This window comes from Roseovarius sp. B08 (genome assembly GCF_051417955.1).
Lineage (GTDB): Bacteria > Pseudomonadota > Alphaproteobacteria > Rhodobacterales > Rhodobacteraceae > Roseovarius.
On the sequence record NZ_JBPRLW010000001.1, the window covers coordinates 323,841 to 343,868 of the forward strand.

The 20,028-nt window shown below is 65.9% G+C and carries 19 protein-coding genes and 2 pseudogenes; 9 read left to right on the plus strand and 12 right to left on the minus strand.

Annotation, left to right across the window (positions count from 1 at the left end; genetic code table 11):
- Positions 1-14 precede the first annotated feature (14 nt).
- Positions 15-359 (minus strand): YbaB/EbfC family nucleoid-associated protein, encoded by a 345-nt coding sequence (locus ACSQ76_RS01595; RefSeq protein ID WP_437155193.1) that lies wholly within the window; start codon positions 357-359, stop codon positions 15-17.
- A gap of 265 nt (positions 360-624) precedes the next feature.
- Complete coding sequence (acnA, locus tag ACSQ76_RS01600; protein WP_437155194.1) at positions 625-3,414, minus strand: aconitate hydratase AcnA; 2,790 nt, start codon at positions 3,412-3,414, stop codon at positions 625-627.
- 218 nt (positions 3,415-3,632) lie between these two features.
- Between acnA and ACSQ76_RS01605 the strand changes: the two genes are divergently transcribed.
- Positions 3,633-4,346: a DUF1223 domain-containing protein gene (locus ACSQ76_RS01605; RefSeq protein WP_437155195.1), complete on the plus strand. Its 714-nt coding sequence runs from the start codon at positions 3,633-3,635 to the stop codon at positions 4,344-4,346.
- Positions 4,347-4,465: 119 nt separating this feature from the next.
- Here the strand turns inward: ACSQ76_RS01605 and ACSQ76_RS01610 are convergent, their stop codons facing one another.
- The gene (locus ACSQ76_RS01610; RefSeq protein ID WP_437155196.1) at positions 4,466-5,167 is read right to left on the minus strand and encodes an HAD family hydrolase; all 702 of its coding nucleotides are present in this window, start codon (positions 5,165-5,167) and stop codon (positions 4,466-4,468) included.
- A 92-nt stretch (positions 5,168-5,259) separates the two neighbouring features.
- Here ACSQ76_RS01610 and clpS point away from each other — a divergent pair, with 92 nt between their 5' ends.
- Genes clpS through hemF form a run of 4 tightly spaced genes read left to right on the plus strand, consistent with a single transcriptional unit; the run spans position 5,260 to position 8,383 of the window.
- On the plus strand, positions 5,260-5,598 hold the full coding sequence (gene clpS, locus ACSQ76_RS01615) for an ATP-dependent Clp protease adapter ClpS (RefSeq protein ID WP_103763109.1): 339 nt from the start codon (positions 5,260-5,262) through the stop codon (positions 5,596-5,598).
- Positions 5,599-5,641: 43 nt separating this feature from the next.
- Positions 5,642-6,601, plus strand: a complete 960-nt coding sequence (locus ACSQ76_RS01620) for a class I SAM-dependent methyltransferase (protein ID WP_437158141.1) — start codon at positions 5,642-5,644, stop codon at positions 6,599-6,601.
- Positions 6,602-6,646: 45 nt separating this feature from the next.
- Positions 6,647-7,447, plus strand: coding sequence for an SDR family NAD(P)-dependent oxidoreductase (locus tag ACSQ76_RS01625; RefSeq protein ID WP_306130907.1), 801 nt, complete (start codon positions 6,647-6,649; stop codon positions 7,445-7,447).
- Between the two features lie 48 nt (positions 7,448-7,495).
- Positions 7,496-8,383 (plus strand): oxygen-dependent coproporphyrinogen oxidase, encoded by an 888-nt coding sequence (gene hemF, locus ACSQ76_RS01630; protein ID WP_437155197.1) that lies wholly within the window; start codon positions 7,496-7,498, stop codon positions 8,381-8,383.
- A gap of 57 nt (positions 8,384-8,440) precedes the next feature.
- Here hemF and ACSQ76_RS01635 read toward each other — a convergent pair whose 3' ends face one another.
- The 4 genes and pseudogenes from ACSQ76_RS01635 to fdhD form a co-directional block, all read right to left on the minus strand.
- Entirely contained in the window at positions 8,441-10,549 is a 2,109-nt protein-coding gene (locus ACSQ76_RS01635) for a molybdopterin-binding protein (protein WP_437155198.1), read from the minus strand.
- Positions 10,546-11,037 (minus strand): molybdopterin-guanine dinucleotide biosynthesis protein B, encoded by a 492-nt coding sequence (mobB, locus tag ACSQ76_RS01640; RefSeq protein ID WP_437155199.1) that lies wholly within the window; start codon positions 11,035-11,037, stop codon positions 10,546-10,548. Before mobB ends, ACSQ76_RS01635 begins: the two co-directional genes overlap by 4 nt.
- A pseudogene (gene mobA, locus ACSQ76_RS01645) lies at positions 11,034-11,677 on the minus strand (molybdenum cofactor guanylyltransferase MobA). Before mobA ends, mobB begins: the two are co-directional and overlap by 4 nt.
- The gene (gene fdhD / locus ACSQ76_RS01650) at positions 11,674-12,558 is read right to left on the minus strand and encodes a formate dehydrogenase accessory sulfurtransferase FdhD (protein ID WP_437155200.1); all 885 of its coding nucleotides are present in this window, start codon (positions 12,556-12,558) and stop codon (positions 11,674-11,676) included. The pseudogene mobA and the gene fdhD overlap by 4 nt, the downstream one beginning before the upstream one ends.
- Positions 12,559-12,619: 61 nt before the next feature.
- On the opposite strand from fdhD, the gene ACSQ76_RS01655 reads away from it, so the two are divergent.
- Both ACSQ76_RS01655 and ACSQ76_RS01660 read left to right on the plus strand, forming a co-directional pair.
- Entirely contained in the window at positions 12,620-13,333 is a 714-nt protein-coding gene (locus ACSQ76_RS01655) for an AzlC family ABC transporter permease (RefSeq protein ID WP_306130913.1), read from the plus strand.
- On the plus strand, positions 13,333-13,656 hold the full coding sequence (locus ACSQ76_RS01660; protein WP_437155201.1) for an AzlD domain-containing protein: 324 nt from the start codon (positions 13,333-13,335) through the stop codon (positions 13,654-13,656). The genes ACSQ76_RS01655 and ACSQ76_RS01660 overlap by 1 nt, the downstream gene beginning before the upstream one ends.
- Positions 13,657-13,751: 95 nt before the next feature.
- On the opposite strand, the gene ACSQ76_RS01665 is transcribed toward ACSQ76_RS01660, so the two are convergent.
- The 4 genes and pseudogenes from ACSQ76_RS01665 to ACSQ76_RS01680 all read right to left on the minus strand — a co-directional run bounded on the left by ACSQ76_RS01665 (position 13,752) and on the right by ACSQ76_RS01680 (position 17,190).
- On the minus strand, positions 13,752-13,889 hold the full coding sequence (locus ACSQ76_RS01665) for an aa3-type cytochrome c oxidase subunit IV (RefSeq protein ID WP_306130915.1): 138 nt from the start codon (positions 13,887-13,889) through the stop codon (positions 13,752-13,754).
- An 84-nt stretch (positions 13,890-13,973) separates the two neighbouring features.
- A pseudogene (locus tag ACSQ76_RS01670) lies at positions 13,974-14,428 on the minus strand (hypothetical protein).
- A gap of 6 nt (positions 14,429-14,434) precedes the next feature.
- Positions 14,435-15,475 (minus strand): MBL fold metallo-hydrolase, encoded by a 1,041-nt coding sequence (locus ACSQ76_RS01675; protein WP_437155202.1) that lies wholly within the window; start codon positions 15,473-15,475, stop codon positions 14,435-14,437.
- A complete protein-coding gene (locus ACSQ76_RS01680; RefSeq protein ID WP_437155203.1) occupies positions 15,475-17,190 on the minus strand; it encodes an acyl-CoA dehydrogenase in 1,716 nt (571 codons plus the stop codon). Before ACSQ76_RS01680 ends, ACSQ76_RS01675 begins: the two co-directional genes overlap by 1 nt.
- 133 nt (positions 17,191-17,323) lie before the next feature.
- Between ACSQ76_RS01680 and ACSQ76_RS01685 the strand changes: the two genes are divergently transcribed.
- Positions 17,324-18,280 carry an L-threonylcarbamoyladenylate synthase gene (locus ACSQ76_RS01685; RefSeq protein ID WP_437155204.1) on the plus strand — a complete coding sequence of 319 codons (957 nt, stop codon included), beginning with the start codon at positions 17,324-17,326 and terminating at the stop codon, positions 18,278-18,280.
- Between the two features lie 13 nt (positions 18,281-18,293).
- On the opposite strand, the gene ACSQ76_RS01690 is transcribed toward ACSQ76_RS01685, so the two are convergent.
- Complete coding sequence (locus ACSQ76_RS01690; protein ID WP_371931352.1) at positions 18,294-18,821, minus strand: invasion associated locus B family protein; 528 nt, start codon at positions 18,819-18,821, stop codon at positions 18,294-18,296.
- 204 nt (positions 18,822-19,025) lie between these two features.
- On the opposite strand from ACSQ76_RS01690, the gene ACSQ76_RS01695 reads away from it, so the two are divergent.
- Positions 19,026-20,024: an asparaginase gene (locus ACSQ76_RS01695; RefSeq protein WP_437155205.1), complete on the plus strand. Its 999-nt coding sequence runs from the start codon at positions 19,026-19,028 to the stop codon at positions 20,022-20,024.
- Positions 20,025-20,028: the final 4 nt, after the last annotated feature.

The window sequence follows — 20,028 nt, forward strand, 5'->3', positions numbered from 1 at the left end:
GCGCGGGGGGCGCCTCAGAACGGCAGCTTCATGCCTTCGGGCAGGCCCATGCCCTCGGTCAGCTTGCCCATCTCCTCCTGCGCCTTTTCGCTGGCCTTGGCCTGCGCGTCCTTGATGGCGGCGAGGATCAGGTCCTCGACCACTTCCTTGTCGTCGGAGTTGAAGATCGAGGGGTCGATATCGAGGCTTTTCAGCTCGCCCTTGGCGGAGCAGACGGCCTTGACCAGGCCCGCGCCGGATTCGCCGGTGACGGTGATGTTGTGCATCTCTTCCTGAAGCTCGGCTATCTTGGTCTGCATTTCCTGCGCGGCCTTCATCATTTTGCTCATGTCGCCAAGCTGGCCTAATCCTTTGAACATCGTTCTCTCCCGGGGTTTGAAGGGTGTTGGGACATAGATACGGGCCGTGGGGGTGGTCGGCAAGGGGAGCGGGACGGAAGGCGTGGGTCTGAGGTGGGTTGTCACCCACCCTACGCGGGTGGGGATCGAGTTTGGCGCGGGGGGGGCGATTTCTTGAAAAGAAATCGGGTCGGATTCTTTTCAAGAATCCGGGTGCGTCGAGCCGGGGGGCAAAAAAAGAAACAGGGCGGGGAAAATCCCCGCCCTGCGTTTGGTTCTGCGTTGCTTACTCGGCGGCCATGGGTGCCTGCGCGAGGTTGCGCAGGACGTAGTGCAGCACGCCGCCGTGTTCGACATATTCGATCTCGATCGCCGTATCGATCCGGCACTTGAGGGTGATCTCCTTCGTCGAGCCGTCTTTATAGGTGATCGTGCAGGGCACTTCGGCCTGCGGCTTGATGTCGTCCAGACCGTGGATCGAGACCTCTTCGTCGCCGGTGAGTTCCAGCGTCTTGCGGGTGTCGCCGCCGGTGAACTCGAACGGGATGACGCCCATGCCGACGAGGTTCGAGCGGTGGATGCGCTCGAAATTCTCGGCGATCACGGCCTTGACGCCCAGAAGCGCGGTGCCCTTGGCGGCCCAGTCGCGGCTGGAGCCCGCGCCGTATTGCTCGCCACCGAAGATCACCAGCGGTGTGCCTTGCTCCTGGTAGGCCATGGCCGCGTCGTAGATCGACGTCTCCTTGCCGTCGGGGCCTTTAGTGTAGCCGCCTTCGACGCCATCCAGCATCTCGTTCTTGATGCGGATGTTGGCGAAGGTGCCGCGCATCATCACCTCGTGGTTGCCGCGGCGCGAGCCGTAGGAGTTGAACTCGCGCACCGGCACCTGGCGTTCGCGCAGGTATTGCCCGGCGGGCGTGGTTTCCTTGAACGAACCGGCGGGCGAGATGTGGTCGGTGGTGACCATGTCGCCCAGGAGCGCCAGAACACGGGCGCCCTCGATGTTTGAAATCGTGCCGGGGTCCTTGCTCATGCCCTGGAAGTAGGGCGGGTTCTGGACGTAGGTCGATTGCGGCGGCCAGTCGTAGGTTTCGGCGTCGGAGGTCTCGACCTCCTGCCATTTCTCGTCGCCCTTGAAGACGTCGGCGTATTTCGACTGGAACGCCTCGCGGGTGACGGTCTTTTCGACCAGCTCGGCGATTTCGCTTTGCGACGGCCAGATGTCCTTGAGGTAGACGTCGTTGCCGTTCTTGTCCTGACCCAGCGGGTCGTTGGCGATGTCGACGTTCATGTCGCCCACCAGCGCGTAGGCCACCACCAGCGGCGGCGAGGCGAGGTAGTTGGCGCGCACGTCGGGAGAAATGCGGCCCTCGAAGTTGCGGTTGCCTGAGAGCACCGACACGCCGATCAGGTCGTTGTCGTTGATCGACTTTGAGATCGGTTCGGCCAGCGGGCCGGAGTTGCCGATGCAGGTGGTGCAGCCGTAGCCCACGAGGTTGAAGCCGATGGCGTCGAGATCGTCCTGGAGCCCGGCGGCCTCGAGGTAGTGCGACACCACCTGGGAGCCCGGCGCGAGCGAGGTCTTGACCCAGGGCTTGCGGGTGAGGCCCAGTTCGTGCGCCTTGCGGGCCACGAGGCCGGCGCCGATCATCACGTAGGGGTTGGAGGTGTTGGTGCAGGAGGTGATCGAGGCGATCACCACCGAGCCGTCATGCAACTGGTGGCTGTTGCCGTCCTCGTCGGTGTAGAAGCCCATCCTGTGATGACCTTCGTTGCCGGGGATGTCGCGCGGCTCGGGTGCGCCGCCTTCGCCTTCCCAGCGGGCCTCGGTGTCGGCGCTGGCATCCTTGCCTTCGCGGATGCCCTTGACGTAGGCGTGGAAGGCGGTCGCGGCCTTGTCGAGGGCGATGTAGTCCTGCGGGCGCTTGGGGCCGGAGATGGCGGGCACGATGGTGCCCATGTCGAGATGCAGCGTGTCGGTGTAGACCGGGTTGTAATCCGGCCCGCGCCAGAAGCCGTTTTCCTTGGCGTAGGTTTCCACCAGCGCGATGCGGTCCTCGTCACGGCCGGTCTGACGCAGGTAGCGCAGGGTCTCGTCGTCGATCGGGAAGAAGCCGCAGGTGGCGCCATATTCGGGGGCCATGTTGGCGATGGTTGCGCGGTCGGCCAGCGGCAGGGTGTCGAGCCCGTCGCCGTAGAATTCGACGAACTTGCCAACGACGCCCTTCTCGCGCAGCATTTCCACGACCTTGAGCACGAGGTCGGTGCCGGTGGTGCCTTCGACCATCTTGCCGGAAAGCTCGAAACCGACGACCTCGGGGATGAGCATCGAGATCGGCTGGCCCAGCATGGCGGCCTCGGCCTCGATCCCGCCGACGCCCCAGCCGAGGACGGACGCGCCGTTGACCATGGTGGTGTGGCTGTCGGTGCCCACGAGCGTGTCGGGATAGGCGACGGTTTCGCCGTTCTGGTCCTCGTCGGTCCAGACGGTTTGCGCCAGGTATTCGAGGTTCACCTGGTGGCAGATGCCGGTGCCCGGTGGCACGACGCGGAAGTTGTTGAAGGCACCCTGGCCCCATTTCAGGAATTGGTAGCGTTCCATGTTCCGCTCGTACTCGCGGTCGACGTTCATCTGGAAGGCGCGGGGGTTGCCGAATTCGTCGATCATGACCGAGTGGTCGATCACCAGGTCGACGGGGTTGAGCGGGTTGATCTTCTGCGCGTCGCCGCCCAGTTCCTTGATTCCGTCACGCATCGCGGCGAGGTCCACCACGGCGGGGACGCCGGTGAAATCCTGCATCAGCACGCGGGCGGGCCGGTAGGAGAGTTCGCGCGTGCCCTTGCCGCCTTCCTTGGCCCAGTCGGAGAATGCCATGATGTCGTCGGTGGTGACGGTTTTGCCGTCCTCGAAGCGCAGCATGTTTTCCAGCACCACCTTCAGCGCGGCGGGCAGCTTGGAGAAATCGCCAAGGCCCGCCTCTTCGGCGGCGGCGATGGAATAGTAGGCGACGGAGGTGTCGCCGACCTTCAGGGTCTTGCGGGTCTTGGAGCTGTCGTGACCGACGGTGATGGGCATCTGGATATCCTTTCACGTATGAAGGCAGGATTGTCTGGCTTGCTTCTGACCGAAACCGGGGAGTCGTTCAAGAGGGGCAGGCAATTATTGTATACTATTGCACACAATTTGTGAATGTTACAGTTTTCACGCGACTCTCTCGAAACCTTGATTGGCAGTTTCATGCCGGGATGAATACTCAGAAGCGACGTCACGAACAACGAAGTAGAGCGCCAGACATGGATTTCAGCAAAGTGTACACGGGGGCTGCGGCCCTTGTGCTGTTTTTCGCGGCACCGGTGGCGGCACAGGATACGGGCCGCCCCGTGGTGGTGGAATTGTTCACCAGCCAGGGCTGCTCGTCCTGCCCCGAAGCGGACAAGTTCTTTCACAAGCTGGCGAAGCATGAAGACGTGATCGCGCTGTCGTTGCACGTGGATTACTGGGATTACATTGGCTGGAAGGACAGTTTCGCGAGCCCCGCGCATACCAAGCGGCAGAGGGCCTATGCCAAGACGGCGGAGCGGAACGTGATCTATACCCCGCAGATGGTGATCAACGGGGCCGACGACGTGGTCGGCAACCGGCCCATGGATGTGGTGGACGTGATCGACAGGCACCGGCGGCTGCCGCAAACGGTGGATATGGACCTGACGCGGCAGGGCGATAGCGTGGTGGTCGAGGCAGAGCCCCTTGCAGAACTTGACGGGCCGCTGACGGTGCAGCTGGTGCGGTTCCAACCGGAAAGTACGGTGCATATCAAGCGCGGCGAGAACGCGGGTCGGACGATCACCTATGCCAATGTGGTGACCGAGATGCGGGAGCTTGGCAAATGGGATGGGGCGGCGCCGTTGCGTTTGGCCGCGGAGGCCGGCGGCGATGCGCCGGTGGTGGTGTTGTTGCAGAACAAGGGCGGCGCCGGGTTGATCGAAGCGGCGGCGGTTCTGGAATAGGGTTGACGGTTGGGGTGTGGTGGGTTTTCACCCACCCTACGCGGGGAATGTGCGCGCCGGTTCATGGTCATTCAGCGGCGCGAGGTCCCGGATCAAGTCCGGGACAGGGGGGCACGGCTTCATCCGATCGCTTCGACCAGCGCGGGCAATTCGCCCAAATCCTGCACCTTTCGGAACCGCGTGGCATCCTCGGGTGCGTCGTCGACTTCGTAGCCCCAGGTGAGGTCGTGGGGGACGTGCACGCCCCAGCCGCCGGCGGCGATCACCGGGTTCACGTCCGAGCGCAGGGAATTGCCGGCCATCAGCGCGCGAGACGCGCCGTCGCCGTGGCGGTCGAAGATGCGGGTGTAGACGTCCGGCGTCTTGTCCGAGACGATCTCGACCGCGTCGAAAAGATCGCCCAAACCGGACTGGGCCAGCTTGCGCTCCTGGTCGAGAAGGTCGCCCTTGGTCACCAGCAGCACGCGGTGGGTGCCCGCCACCGCCTCGACCGCGTCGCGGGCATGGGGCAGAAGCTCGATGGGATGTTCCAGCATCTCGCGCCCCGCCGCGATCAGTTCGGAAATGACCGAGGCGGGAACGCGGCCGTCCGTCACGTCGATGGCGGTTTCGATCATCGACAGGGTAAAGCCCTTGATGCCGAATCCGTAATGTCCGAGGTTGCGTTTCTCGGCGGCCAGCAGATGCTCGGCAAGGTGAGGCCCTTCGACGTAATCGCGCAGGAGATCGGCGAATCTGTCCTGGGTCAGCTTGAAGAACCGTTCGTTGTGCCAGAGCGTGTCGTCGGCATCGAATGCGATTGTCGTGATATTTTGCGCCATTGCGACCTTTGCCCCGGTTGCGCCCCCTTTTCAGACGCATTCTGGAAGTTATATAAAACGCTCACGAAATGCCATACGCGCAACGGGGATCGATGCAGCACCAGGTGATCATGTCGGGCAAGGACGATGACGGCGACGGCGATGCCGCCGTGGTCGTCGATACCAAGCCCAAGACGAAGCGGCCGCCACTTTACAAGGTGTTGCTGCTGAACGACGATTACACGCCGATGGAATTCGTCGTGGCGGTGCTGGAGCGATTCTTCGGCATGAATCACGCACAGGCGTTCGAGATCATGCTGACCGTGCACAAGAAGGGTGTCGCGGTCGTGGGCGTATTCAGCCACGAGATCGCGGAGACCAAGGTGGGGCAGGTGATGGATTTCGCCCGGCGCCACCAGCATCCGCTGCAATGCACCATGGAAAAGGAATAGGGTGAGCACGGCATCGCGCCTGTCGCTGGCCGTGGAAGATGGCATGATCGCGTGGCCCGAGGGCGCGCGGGTGGCCGTGTTCGCGCCGCGCACGGGGGCGGATCTGTCGGCGCTGCCCAAGGACCGTACCCAGATCATCACGCGCCTCCGGCCGGATTGGGAGGCGTTTCAGGCTGACGGTTGGGACTGTGTGCTGGAGGCCGAGGGGCGGTATGGCGCGGCGGTGGTCTTTGCCACGCGCGCCAAGGCATTGTGCCAGGGGCTGATTGCCGAGGCCGCAAGTGTCAGCGACGGGATCGTGGTGGTGGACGGGGCCAAGACGGACGGGATCGAATCGATCCTGAAAGCCTGTCGCAAGCGCGCCGAGGTGTCGGCGCCGCTGTCGAAGGCGCATGGCAAGCTGTTCAGCATCGAGGCAGGGGCCGATTTTTCCGACTGGGCGCTGGCGGAACGCGGGACGGTCGAAGAGGGTGGCAGGACATTCGTCACCGCGCCGGGGGTTTTCTCGGCCGACGGGGTGGACCCGGCGTCGCGGCAGCTGGCCGACGCCCTGCCCGAGAAGCTGGGTGCGCAAGTGGTCGACCTTGGGGCCGGCTGGGGGTACCTGGCGCATCACGTTCTGAGCCGTGAGAGCGTGCAGGCACTGCATCTGGTCGAGGCCGATCACGTCGCGCTGGGCTGTGCGCGCCAGAACGTGGGTGACGCGCGGGCCGTGTTTCACTGGGCCGATGCGCTGAACTGGTCCGCGCCGGGGCCGATGGATGCCGTGGTGATGAACCCGCCCTTTCATATCGGGCGGGCCAGCGACCCCGAGCTGGGACGTGCCTTCATCCGGGCGGCGGCGCGGATGCTGAGCGCGCGCGGGCAGCTTTACATGGTGGCCAACCGGCATCTGCCCTACGAGGGTGATCTGGCCGCCAATTTCGGCGACGTGCGCGAGATTGGCGGCGATACCCGGTTCAAGATCGTTCAGGCGGCACGACCGTCTCGCACCCGCGGCTGAGTTGCGCTAACAAGGTCCGACGGGCCATCAGGGAGAGATCGAGCCATGTCCTTTTCGATACAGGGAAAGACCGCCATCGTGACAGGCGCGGCCAGTGGCGTGGGTCTCGCCATCGGGCGGCATTTCGTCGACAAGGGGGCGAACGTGATGTTCGCCGACACGAACGAGAAGCTGCTGAAGCACGAGCTGGGCGAGAACGAGGACGGCGCGAACAAACGCTGGTACGCGGGGGATCTGCGCGAAAAGCTGACGCTGGCCAACCTGTTGTCGGCGACGATCGACGCCTACGAGGACGTGGACGTGCTGGTGAACGCGTCGCGGCAGATGCTGCCGTCGGACCCGCTCAACCCCGATGACGACGCGGTGGAGCAGCTTTGGAACCAGAACCTGATGACCGCGCTGCGGCTGAGCCAGCTGGTGGCGAAGCGGATGATCAAGCAGGCGGAGGGCCGCGACGAGGGACCGGTGGGCTCGATCGTGAACCTGTCGTCGATTGCCGGGCGGCGGACGCATCCGGACCTGCTGGGCTATTCCATCGCCTCGGCGGCGGTGGACCAGATGACGCGCAGCCTGGCGGTGGCGCTGGCGCCGCACCGGATCCGGGTGAACGCGGTGGCCTTCGGCTCGGTGATGAGCGCGTCGTTGCAGGACACGTTGCGCGACAACAAGACCTATCGCGAGGATATCGAGGCCCATACGCCGCTGGGGCGGATCGCGGCGCCGAACGAGATGGCCGAGGCGGTACAATACCTCGCCTGCGACGGATCGAGCTTCATGACCGGGCAGATCATGACGGTGGATGGCGGGCGGTCGCTGCTTGACCCGGTGTCGGCGCCCGCGCACTGATGGGCCCGCTCGGACGCCCGCCGGGGCGGTCTCGCTGAAGGAAGTACCATGACAGACATGACAGAGCAGAAAAGCCGCGCAGCGACATGGTTTCACCAGTTGCGCGATGAGATCGTCGCGGCCTTCGAGGGGCTGGAGGACAGCCACGCGAGCGGCCCGCTGTCGGAGGCGGACGCGGGGCGGTTCGAGGTGAAACCTACCCGGCGCACCAGCGAGGACGGCTCGGACGCGGGCGGCGGGCTGATGAGCGTGATGCGCGGCGGGCGCGTGTTCGAGAAGGTGGGCGTCAACGTCTCGGAAGTGTTCGGCCAGCTGGGAGAGCAGGCACAGAAGGCCATGGCGGCGCGGGGCGTGCCGGGGATGGAAAACGATCCCAGTTTTTGGGCCAGTGGCATCAGCCTCGTGGCCCATATGCAGAACCCGCATGTGCCGGCGGTGCACATGAACACGCGGATGTTCTGGACACCGCACGCCTGGTGGTTCGGGGGCGGATCGGACCTGAACCCGTGCATCGAGTATGACGAGGATACCGCGCATTTCCACGGCCAGCAGAAGGCGCATCTGGATCCGCACGGAACGGATATCTATCCGGCGCTGAAGACCTGGGCGGACGAATATTTCTATATCCCGCACCGCCACCGGGCGCGGGGCGTGGGCGGCATTTTCATGGATGATCGCAATACCGGCGACTGGGAGGCGGATTTCGCCCTGACGCAGGATATCGGGCGAGCCTTCCTGAAAGCGTATCTGCCGCTGGTGGAAAAGCGCCGCGCGCAGGACTGGAGCGACGCCGACAAGGAGGTGCAGCTGGTGCATCGTGGGCTTTATGCCGAGTACAACCTCGTCTACGACCGGGGCACCAAGTTCGGGCTGGCCACGGGCCATGATGCCGATGCCGTCCTGATGAGCCTGCCGCCAGTGGCGAAGTGGACCTGAGCGCCGGAAGAGAAGAATGCCTTCGGCAAGACTACTTCGGGCAGGAAAAAGCGCGGGTCAGAGGAAGCTGGCAAACGGGATGTAGGTGACCGGGTCGCCGGGATTGACCGTGGCGGCGCCGTCTGGCAGTTCGACGAGCCCCTCGGCCCAGCTGAGTCCGCTGATGCGCCCGGAGCCTTCGGATTTGAACACCTCCGCCTGCCCATCGGTGACACGGGCGCGCAGATACTCGCGGCGGCCGGGTTTCTTGGACTTCGAGAAGCCCGCGGGCAGGACAAAGGTTTGCGGGCGTTTCCAGCCCTCGCCCGAGAGCAGGCCCATGGCGGGGCGGGCGAAGATCAGCGTGCAGACCAGCGCGGCGACCGGGTTGCCCGGAAGGCCGAAGACCGGGGTCCCGTTCCAGAGGCCAAGCGCCAGTGGGCGGCCCGGCTTGACCGCGATGCGCCATTGGGACATCGCGCCGGCCTCGTTCAGCAGAGCCGAGACATGGTCTTCGTCGCCCGCCGAAGCGCCGCCGGAGGTGAGGATCACATCGGCCTGCTTTGCGCCGCGGTCGAGTGTGGCGCGTAGCGTCGCGCGGTCGTCGGGCACGCGGCCCAGGTCGACAGGGGTGAACCCGAAGCGTTCGATGAGGCCCAGGAGCATGGGGCGGTTTGCGTCGAAGATCTGGCCCGGTGCGGCGGTGGCGCCCGGCTCGACCAGTTCGTCGCCGGTGGAGAGGGCGGCAACGCGCAGGCGGGCATATACCGGGAGGTCGGTATTGCCGGTGGCCGACAGGAGGGCGAGGTCGGCGGGAGTGAGCCTGCGACCCTTGCGCAGGATCATATCGCCCGCCTGTACGTCCTCGCCCGCCTTTCGGGTGTTGGCGCCGCGCTTGATGCCGGGGCGGAAGGCGATGGCGGTGTCGCTGGCGGTGACGTCCTCTTGCAGGATCACGGTGTCGACGCCCTGCGGCAGGGCCGCGCCGGTGAGAATGCGGATGGCATGGCCGGGGGGCACGGTGCCCTCGAAGGCCATGCCTGCGGCGGCGCGACCGGGGATGAGGGGCAGGGTCTGGTTGCCCTCGGTCAGGCTGGCATGGGCGAAGCCGTAGCCGTCGACCGCGGTGTTGGGCAGGGGCGGGTTGGCCCGTCTGGCGGTGACGTTGGCGGCGAGGATAAGGTTCAGGGCCTGGTCCAGCGACACGGTTTCGGTCGCGACGAAGGCGTGGAGCCGGTCGCGCAGCAGGGTCAGCGCGTCGTCGACCGGGGTCCAGTCCACGCCGGCGGGCAGCGCGAAGCAATCGTCGCGCAGGGGCGGGGGGCGAAGTGTATCGTCGGCGGCGGCCATCAGCGTTTCCTCGTGTCCGAGCCCCATGATCCAGCCTTCGACCGGGGCGGTGACGTCCAGCATGGCGGCCAAGGCGTCGGGGTGCAAGCGGGCGACGGCCCGGGCCAGCAGGCGGACCTGGTGGGCGTCGCGGATGCCGCCCCGCGCCTCGGCCTGCTTGACGATCGGGTGGATGAGGCCGGGCCAGATTTCGACGAGGGCAACGAGCTTGTCGAGGGGCTCGAAGGGCCAGACGGCGATGAGGTCGGGGAAGCGCTGGCGCAGGCGGTGCAGGACGGGCAAGCCGGTGAGGACCTGGCCGCCGACCGCGCCCGCGCCAGAGAGTTGCCAGCAGGTGAAGCTGCCTTTGGCCTTCCGTTCGACCGCGCGGCGGTCGGGGAAGGGATTGTGATAGCCTTGCTTGGTGCGCGGCAGGCCGGGGACGTCGTGACCGGGGCGGCCATTGCCCCAGAACGGGCCGGTGCCGTTGCCGAGAGCGCGGTTCACTCGCCCCGCCACGTCGAAGCGGTTGTTGGCTTTGGGAGTGTCGGTGACGTGATCGGCCAGCCATGCCCAGACGGCGAAGGGATCGTCGGCGCCGGTGAGGGCGCGGGAGAAACCGGCGGGATAGGCGAAAGGGAAATCGAGGCCGATGAAAAGGCGGCGATTGGCGGCTGTCTCGGTTTCGATGAGAGCGGCGAGGATCGCCTCGGCGTCCACACGATTGCGAATGTAGCGCGGCTCGGTATCGATCCCGTCACGGGTGATCCCGAGCCATATGGCGTCTTTCCGGGGGCGTGTGCCGGTGTCGTTGCCGCCGGACCAGTCGACGATCGCGACCGTGTCGAAACCGGTCACAAACCGACCTGCCCCAGGATGAAATCGGCGATGGCTTTGGTGTCGTCGAGGTCGAAGACCGGGCGGTCGAGGTCGAGAGGTGTGTCGCTGGCCACGGCGCGGATCGTCTGGTCATCGGGCGCGATCAGCGGGTTGCCGGTGACGGCGCGGTGCGCCTCGACCTTGGGATGCGCGTCGCGCTTGTAGCCTTCTATGAGAACGAGATCGACGGGTGCGAGTTTGGACAGGAGTGTGTCGAGGGACGGTTCGTCCTCGTCGCGCAGTTCGTGCATCAAGGCAAAGCGGTTGCGCGAGGCCAGCAGCACCTCGGTGGCGCCGGCGACCCGGTGGCGGTGGCTGTCTTTTCCGGGGTGGTCGACGTCGAAGCGGTGATGGGCGTGCTTGACAGTGGAGACGGAGAAGCCGCGACCCGAGATTTCGGTCACGAGCCGTTCCATCAGGCCGGTCTTGCCGGCGTTCTTCCACCCTACGACACCGTACAGTTTCATGCCTGATCTTTCATCATGTCCTGCGCCCGCGCCAGATCTTCGGGCGTGTTCACGTTGAAGAACGGATCGCCCGGGATGTCAAACAGCGCCTCTCGGCCGCCATGCTTTTCGGTCCAGAGGACGACCTTGCGCAGGCCGTCCTGCAAGGCGGCGCGCAGGTCGTCGCGCAGGGCCACGGGCCAGAGGCCGAAAGTGGGGTGGCGGATGAGGCCGGAGCGGGACATGGACTTGGTTTTCTCGTCCGCGCCGCGCGGGGTGGCGGCGAGGACCAAGGGATGGGGCATGTCCTTTGCCGTCTCGGTGAGATGGGAGACGAGAGCCTCGGGAAAAAACGGCGTGTCTGCTGCGACGGTGGCGATGGTCTCCGCGCCTTGGGTCGCGGCCCAATCCAGACCGGCCAGCACACCCACGAGAGGCCCCGGAAAATCCGGCAGGGGTCGGGCAGGACGGGCAGGCCGAGATTCGTGAAGCGTTCGGGATCGCCGTTGGCGTTCAGGGCCATGCCGGAAACCTGCGGACCGAGGCGGGCGATGACCTGATCGAGTATCGTGCCGTCGCCCAATGGCAGCAGGCCCTTGTCGCCGCCGCCCATCCGGGTGGCGAGGCCGCCCGCGAGGATCACGCCCAAGGGTTTGCTCATGCGTCGGCGCTTTTGCGGCGGTGTTTCTTGTCCTCCTCGGGGATCGAGGACGGGTCGGCGTCGCGCACCAGCCGTTCCTCGCCCGCAAGGCAGACAAAGCGGCGGCCGCGCATCCGGCCGATAAGCGTGAGACCGACCTCGCGGGCGATCTCGACCCCCCAGGCGGTGAAGCCGGAGCGGGAGGCGAGGGCGGGGATGCCCATGAGCGCGGTCTTGATGACCATTTCCGAGGTCAGCCGGCCGGTGGTGTAGAGCAGCTTGTCGTCGGGAGAGACACCTTCGGACAGCATCCAGCCGGCGATCTTGTCGACGGCGTTGTGGCGGCCGACATCCTCCATGTAGACCAGCGGGCGGTCGCCCTGGCAGAGCACGGTGCCGTGGATCGCTCCGGCCTCGAGGTAGAGCGACGGCGTGCGGTTGATCGTCGCCGACAGCGCGTAGAGGTCCGAGGTCTTGACCCGCAGGTCGGGCAGGGTCGTGTCCTCCAGCCCCTCCATCATGTCGCCGAAGACGGTGCCCACGGCACAGCCGGAGGTGCGGGTCTTCTTCTTGAGCTTTTCCTCGTAGGTGGTTTCGCCATCGGTGCGCACCACGACGGTTTCGAGATCCTCGTCATAGTCGACGCCCTTTACCGTCTCGCCGTCCTTGAGCATCCCCTGGTTCCGCAGGAAGCCGAGGGCGAGATAGTCGGGATAGTCGCCGATGGTCATGGCCGTGACGATCTCCTGCCCGTTGAGGAAGATGGTCAGCGGGCGCTCCTCGACCACCGCGATGCTGGTGGGAGTGCCGTCATGATCCACCCCGTCCACGGCCCGCGTCAGGCGCGGCGCCTTGGGGTCGGGGGCGATGATGTACGCGTTCAGATTGTCGGTCTTCGCCAATTGCGATCCCCCCAATTGCAGGATAGGCACTTTCGTACAGATGCTAACTTAGGGCGTCGGGATGACAACGGAAACCGACAAGTCGATTTTCTTCAAAGGGGTACGCGATGCGGCCCCCTTTGTTTTGGTCGTGTCGCCCTTTGCCACGCTCTTTGGCGTGGTCGCGACCGAGGCCGGGCTGAACGTGCTGGAGGCACTGACCTTTTCCTTTGCGGTGATCGCGGGGGCGGCTCAGTTCACGGCACTGCAGCTGATGGTGGACCAGGCGCCGGTGATCCTGGTGCTGGCCTCGGCGCTGGCGGTGAACCTGCGGATGGCGATGTATTCCGCCGCGCTGACGCCGTACCTGGGCGGGGCGCCGCTGTGGCACCGGGCGCTGGCGGCGTATTTCATCGTCGACCAGAGCTATGCGCTCGCCTCGATCCGCTATGAACAGAACCGGCAATGGAGCCTGCGCCAGAAGCTGATCTATTTCTGGGGGACGGTCGTGCCCGTCTGTCCGTTCTGGTACCTGTTCACGGTGGTCGGTGCCGTTCTTGGCACGTCGATCCCCGAGTGGATGGCGCTGGATTTCGCGGTGCCGATCACGTTCATCGCGCTGATCATGCCGATGTTGCGGACGCGGGCGCATCTGGCCGCGGCGCTGGTGTCGGTGGTGGGAGCTTTGGTCTTTGCCTTTCTGCCCTATAACCTCGGCCTGTTCGTGGCGGGGATCCTGGCGATGATGACAGGCGCCGAGATCGAGCGGCGGACGCAGCCGGAGGGGGGCGCGTGATGGACAGCGTAACCATCTGGACCGTGATCATCCTGCTGGGGCTGGGCAGTTACGCGCTGCGTTTTTTCTTTATCGGGATCGTGGGGGACAGGCCGATGCCGCCCTGGCTTTTGCGGCACCTGCGCTATACCGCGGTCGCGATCCTGCCCGGGCTGGTGGCACCGCGGGTCCTGTGGCCCGCGGCGACGGAGGGAGAGATGGACCCCGCGCGACTGACAGCGGCGGCGGTGACTGTCGTGGTGGGCGGATGGACGCGGAACATCATCGCGGCGATCCTTGCGGGCGGTGCCGCCCTTTACTTGATGCTGTACCTGGTGGGGTGACGGGCCGGACGAGGGCCGGAGCATTGCTGCAAAGCAGAACGCCCCCTCGGTTTCCCGGGGGGCGTCGGATTTCTGTCGGTTGGCCGATGCGCGGCCTAGATGTTGATCATCGCCAGCAGGATAAGAAAGATGATGGAGCCGGCCGCGACGTAGGCCGACGCCTTCAGGAAGCCCTCGAAGGTCTTTTCCTGAACCCTGATATCCATTTCACCGTGCTTGTGTTCGTTGGCCATGATCCCGATCCTCGTGTGCGGTTGTCACTGTTCGCGTCTGGATAACGGATTCCGATCCGGCTGTCACGGCCCGGAACGTCGCAGTCAGGCAGAGGTTTCGAGGTCCTGCGCCAGCCGGAAGCCGATGCGCACCGGCTCGGCGGTCTCGGGCGGTTTGGGCAGGGCGCGGAGCATGACGCCAAGCTGGCTGACATGCTGGATGAGCTGGGTCTTGGCGCCCGACGGATCGGAGCCGTAGAAGGTAACGATGTCGGGGTCGAAATAGCCCATGCCCTCGATCCGCAGGGTGCCGGGGCCGCCGCCGGCGAAGCCCATGGCGACCTCGTGTTCGTTGTCGAGCGTCTTCTCGAAATTCTGGATATAGAGAATCAGCCGCTCGTAGGCCCATTTCGCGGGGCTTTTTTCGGCCAGGGCCTGTTTGTCGGCCAGTTTCTCGGGCACTTCGGTGCAGGGGTGTCGGGATCGGCGTGCACCTCGTGACAGCGGGCGAGGACCGCGCCCTCGATCCGTTCGGCGGTGGTGTCGATCTTTTCATCCATGCCGGTCTAGTCCTTCGTCTGCCAGAGCCACGCGCCATCGTCGCTGAGGGTGCGCGTGATGCGGCCAGCCTGATGCAGGTGGTTGAGATGTGCAACCGCTTCGACCAGGGCAAGCCCGTAGGTGCCGCCGTCGATCTTGCGCTTGAAGAGCGGGGGGAAGCATTGGGCGGCGGTGCGGGGCGTGGCGAGGTGCTTTTCCAGCCGCTTGAGCGCGCCGTGGTGATTCTCGGCCAATTGGCGCATTCGGGTGGGCAGCCCGGTGAAGGGAAGCTTGTGACCCGACAGGACCAGTTGATCGGGGCGGGCGAGGGCCGAGAGACGCTCGCAACTTTCCAGCCAATCGCCGATGGGATCGGCCTCGGGCTCGGTCGGATAGACGCCGATATTGGGGCTGATGGACGAGATGATCTGGTCGCCCGCGATCACAAGCGCGTCGTCGCGCGACCAGAGCGTGAGGTGCTCGGGTGCGTGGCCGTAGCCCACATGGATATCCCAGGCGCGGCCGCCGGCGGTGAGCGTGCCGCCCTGTTGCAGGCGGGTGTAGCCCACCGGGATCGGCGCGCAGGTGTCGGCAAAGTTGAAGGGGCGGTCGTTCTTGCGAGCCTCGAAGATGTCCGGGTCCATGCCCGCGCGGCGCCAGTATTCGAGCGCCTGCGGTGTGGGGCGATCCTCGACGTCGAGGATCAGCATCCGGGCCATCAGGTAGGCGGTGCGGGTCATGGCGAGCTCCGCGCCGAAGCGGTCCATCAACCAACCCGCCATGCCGATATGGTCGGGGTGGTGGTGGGTGAGGATCACGCGGGAGACGGGTTTGCCCTCGAGCGGACCGGCCAGCACGTCCTGCCAAAGCGCGATGGAGCGTTTGGTGCGCACGCCGGTGTCGACGATGGTCCAGCTGTCGCCCTCGTCCAGCGCGTAGATGTTGACGTGATCCAGCGCCATGGGCAGGGGAAGGCGGATCCACAGGATGCCGCGCGCGACCTCGACGGCCGCACCATGCTCGGGCGCTTCGTCCCAGGGGGTGGTGATCTTGCTTCCGTCGGCCATCAGGCGGCGAAGTCTTCTGGTGCGAGGGCGTAGAGGTCGTCGGCCCCGGCGGTGGCGTGGGCGATATGGGCCTGCGCCTCGGGCAGGATGCGGGTGATGTAGAACCGCGCGAGACGTTTGCGGGTGCCATCGGTGTCGTGCATCGCGGCCAGCAGGTGCGCGTGGCCGCCGAGGACCCGGGCGAAAGCGCGCAGGAACGGCACGGCGCCGGCGAAGCGGTTGTTCATGTCGTTCTGGGCGACCATCCACTCGGTCGCCTCGCGCAGGGATTCGGTGGCTTGCCAGACCGGCTCGGCCAACTCGGGATGCTTGGCGCGGGCGGCTTCGGCGGTGCTTTCGATCTCGTCGAGGATGGCATAGGCGGCCTCGCCCCCGTCCATCAGTTTGCGGCCCACGAGGTCCATCGCCTGGATGCCGTTGGTGCCTTCGTAGATGGCGGTCACGCGCACGTCGCGCAGGTATTGGGCGGCGCCGGTTTCCTCGATGAAGCCCATGCCGCCGTGCAGCTGGATGCCCATGTTGGCGACGGAAATGCCGGTATAGGTGCCGAACGCCTTGGCGATGGGCGTCAGGAACGCGGCGCGCGCGGCCCAGTCGGGCGCGGCGGTGGCGGTTTCCATGTCGATTGCGGCGGCGCAGGTGAGCGCGATGGCGCGGGCGGCGAAGGTCTCGGCCTTCATCGTGGCCAGCATCCGGCGCACGTTGGCGTGGTCGATGATGGTGCCGGTGCCGTTCTCTATCGTGCTGCGGCCCTGCTTGCGCTCTTGGGCGTAGGCCAGCGCGTGTTGATAGGCGCCTTCGGCCACGCCGACACCCTGGGTGCCCACGCCAAGGCGGGCGTTGTTCATCATGGTGAACATGGCGCGCATCCCGTCATGTTCCTCGCCCACCAGCCAGCCGGTGGCGCCGTCATACTGCATTACCGCGGTGGGGCTGCCATGCAGGCCCATCTTGTGTTCCAGGCTTACGACCTTGAGGTCGTTCGCCTGTCCCGGTTCGCCGTTCTCGTCGGGGATGAATTTCGGCACGAGAAACAGGCTGATGCCCTTGGTGCCGGGCTTGGCGTCGGGCAGACGGGCCAGCACGAGGTGGCAGACATTGGGGGTGAAATCGTTGTCGCCCCAACTGATATAGATCTTCTGGCCGGTGATGGCGTAGGTGCCATCACCGTTGGGCACGGCCCTGGTGGTGAGCGCGCCGACGTCGCTGCCGGCCTGAGCCTCGGTCAGGTTCATGGTGCCGGTCCATTCGCCGCTGACCAGTTTGGGCAGGTAGGTCTGCTTGAGCGCGTCGCTGGCGTGGTGTTCCAGCGCCTCGATCTGGCCCTGGGTCATCAGGGGGCTGAGTTGCAGGGACAGGCAGGCGGCGGACATCATGTCGTTCACGGCTGTGGTGACCACCATGGGCAGGCCCATGCCGCCATGCTCGGGGTCGGCGGCGATGGCGACCCAGCCGCCCTCGGCAATGGCCTTGTAGCCCTCGGCATAGCCGGGGCTGGTGCGCACGACGCCGTTTTCCAGCCGGGCAGGGTGCAGGTCGCCGGGGCGTTGCAGGGGGGCCAGAACCTCTTCGCACAGCTTGCCGGCTTCGGACAGGATCGCGGCGGTCACGTCCGGCGTCGCCTCGGCAAAGCGGTCGGTGGCTCTTACGCGATCAAGGCCGACCACGTGATCGAACAGGAACTGGAAATCCTCGACAGGGGCGCGGTAGGGCATCGGTATCTCCCAAATGGCGATGGGCGGCACGGCTTGGCATCCGGCACGCGCATCTGTAACTGTGTCGTGGGTCTTGGGGCAACTCTATTGCAAAGGCCCGATACGGCAATCAGAACGCGGCGTCAGACCGGCCATGACACTTGAGACACGACACCTGGCCGCGGATGCGGGCGGCTACGCGCAGGCGGCGGGGGTCTGGCGTGACGGCGGGCTTGTCGCCTTTCCGACCGAGACGGTCTACGGCCTTGGCGCCGATGCGCGGAACGACCGGGCGGTGGCGCGGATCTTCGAGGCCAAGGGACGGCCCCGGTTCAACCCGTTGATCGTGCACGTGCCGGACGCGGAGGCCGCGAAGGCGCTGGTGGACTGGTCGGATTCGGCGGAAATCCTCGGCTCGGCCTTCTGGCCCGGTGCGCTGACGCTGGTGCTGCCGATCAAGGATGACGCCGGGCTGTCTCCGTTGGTCACGGCGGAGTTGCCGACGCTGGCGGTTCGGGTGCCGGCGCACCCGGTGGCGCAAGCGCTGCTAAGAGCGTTCGATGGGCCGGTGGCGGCGCCATCGGCCAACCCCTCGGGGCGGATCAGCCCGACCGAGGCGGCACATGTGGCGGCGGGCCTGTCGGGCCGGATCGAGGCGATCGTCGAGGGCGGGGCCTGCGAGGTGGGGCTGGAATCGACGATCCTGGGGCTGGAGGGGGCACCGACCTTGCTGCGGCCCGGAGGTATTCCGGCAGAGGCGATCGAGGCCGCTCTGGGCGCGCCGCTGGGGCGGCATGAGGCGGGCGGAACGCTGACCGCGCCGGGGCAGATGGTGTCGCATTACGCGCCGGGGGCGGCGGTCAGGCTGAACGCGACGGTGGCCGACGAGGGCGAACTGTTCCTGGGGTTCGGGCCGATGGACTGTGATCTGAACCTGTCGCCCACCGGCGACCTGGTGGAGGCTGCGGCGAACCTCTTTGGTGCGCTTCACCGGCTGGATGCGAAGGGCGCGGCGGGCATTGCCGTGGCGCCGATACCCGAGACCGGGCTGGGCCGGGCGATCAACGACCGTCTGCGCCGCGCGGCGGCCCCGCGCGACGTGATCATTTGAACGGCTGAAAAGGTTACTGGCAGCGCTTCTCGGCTTCTTCCAGGGCGGCGGTGTAGCCCAGAAGCGAGAACGTGTCCTTGGTGACCGTGCCGCGTCCGGACCGCGCGGTCAGCACTGCATCGGCGCCACGCTTCATCGCCGCGATGATCTTGGCATCGTCGGCGGCACTTGCCGGCCAGGCCCACTCGCCCTCGGTGAACATCTCGAACTCGGTCCCGCCGATATTGACGTTCACCGTCGAGCCGCCCGCGAAGGGGTAGCCGCCGGTAAAGGTGATCTGGCCCTGCACCCCGGCCCCGGGGCGGAAAAAGGTCATCAGCAGGATGTCGCCACGGCGCACGGCGACAACGCGCCCATCCTTTGTGTTCACCGTCTCGGTGGGTGAACTGACGGCCCAGCACTCTTTCGGGTCGGCGTCTTCAAAGACGCTCCACGCGGTTTTCGCGGCGACCTGGTTGGTGCTCTCTTCTTGTGCGGTTGCGGTCGTCGCGCCCATGGCCAGAAGGGCCGCGGCGGCGCCGAATGCTTTCAATGATCCCATTTGTCCAGCCTCCAAGCTGTCCTTTAGCCTCAATCGTCCCTGGCGGCACCCATTCCCTGGCGGAATTTTCTGCACGTGCAGCCATTTCATTCTCGACATTGCAACACTAGCCTGAAACACGCGAGACATGAAAGGTGCAATTGGCGAATTTTCGCCGCAGGAATGACGCGCCGAGACGACCTGCCTGACGACCGGAGACCCCAAGTGACCAATGCCGTTCCCCTGACCGAAATCTGGCGTGGAGACATCGTGGAAAGCCTGCATCTGGGCCATGCCGTGATCTGCAACGGCGCGGGCGAGGTGATCGAGGGCTGGGGCGATTCGGATGCCATGATCTATCCGCGGAGCTCGGCCAAGATGATCCAGGCGATGCCGCTGGTGGACAGTGGCGCGGCGGATGCGTTCGGGCTGACCCAGCAACAGCTGGCGCTGGCCTGCGCATCGCACCAGGGGGCGGCGGTGCACACGGATGCGGTGAACGACTGGATCCACGGGTTGGGCCTGAGCGACGACGATTTCCGCTGCGGGCCGCAGATGCCGCAGGACCGCGCCGCGTTCAACCACCTGATCAAGACCGACGGATCGCCCTGCCAGGTGCACAACAACTGTTCAGGCAAGCATGCCGGGTTCATGACCCTGTCGAAGCACCTGAACGGCGGGCCGGAATATGTGGACCCGGACCACCCGGTGCAGCGCGCCTGTTTCGAGGCGTTCGAGGAACTGACCGGGGAGCGGAGCCCGGGCTTTGCCCCGGACGGGTGCAATGCGCCCAATTCGATCACCACGATGCGGGGGATCGGCCGGGCGATGGGCTGGTTCGCCAATGCGACCGAAGGTGGTGGCAAGCGACAGGATGCGGCGGTGCGGCTGCGCGATGCGATGATCGCCAACCCGCTGCTGGTCGCCGGGGAAAAACGCGCCTGTACCGAGCTGATGAAGGCCTGTCACGAGCCCGTGGCGCTGAAGACCGGGGCGGAGGGGTTTTTCGTGGCCATTGCGCCGACGAAGAAGCTGGGGATCGCGCTGAAGGCGGCGGATGGCAGCACGCGGGCGGCCAATTGCACCATCGCGGCGCTGCTGGTGCGGATCGGGGTGCTGGAGGCAGACCATCCGGCGACCCTGAAATTCATGAACGCGCCGATCCTGAACCGCCGCAAGGTGCGGACCGGCATCGTGAAGCCGGTCGCTGGGTTGCTGCCCTGAGTCC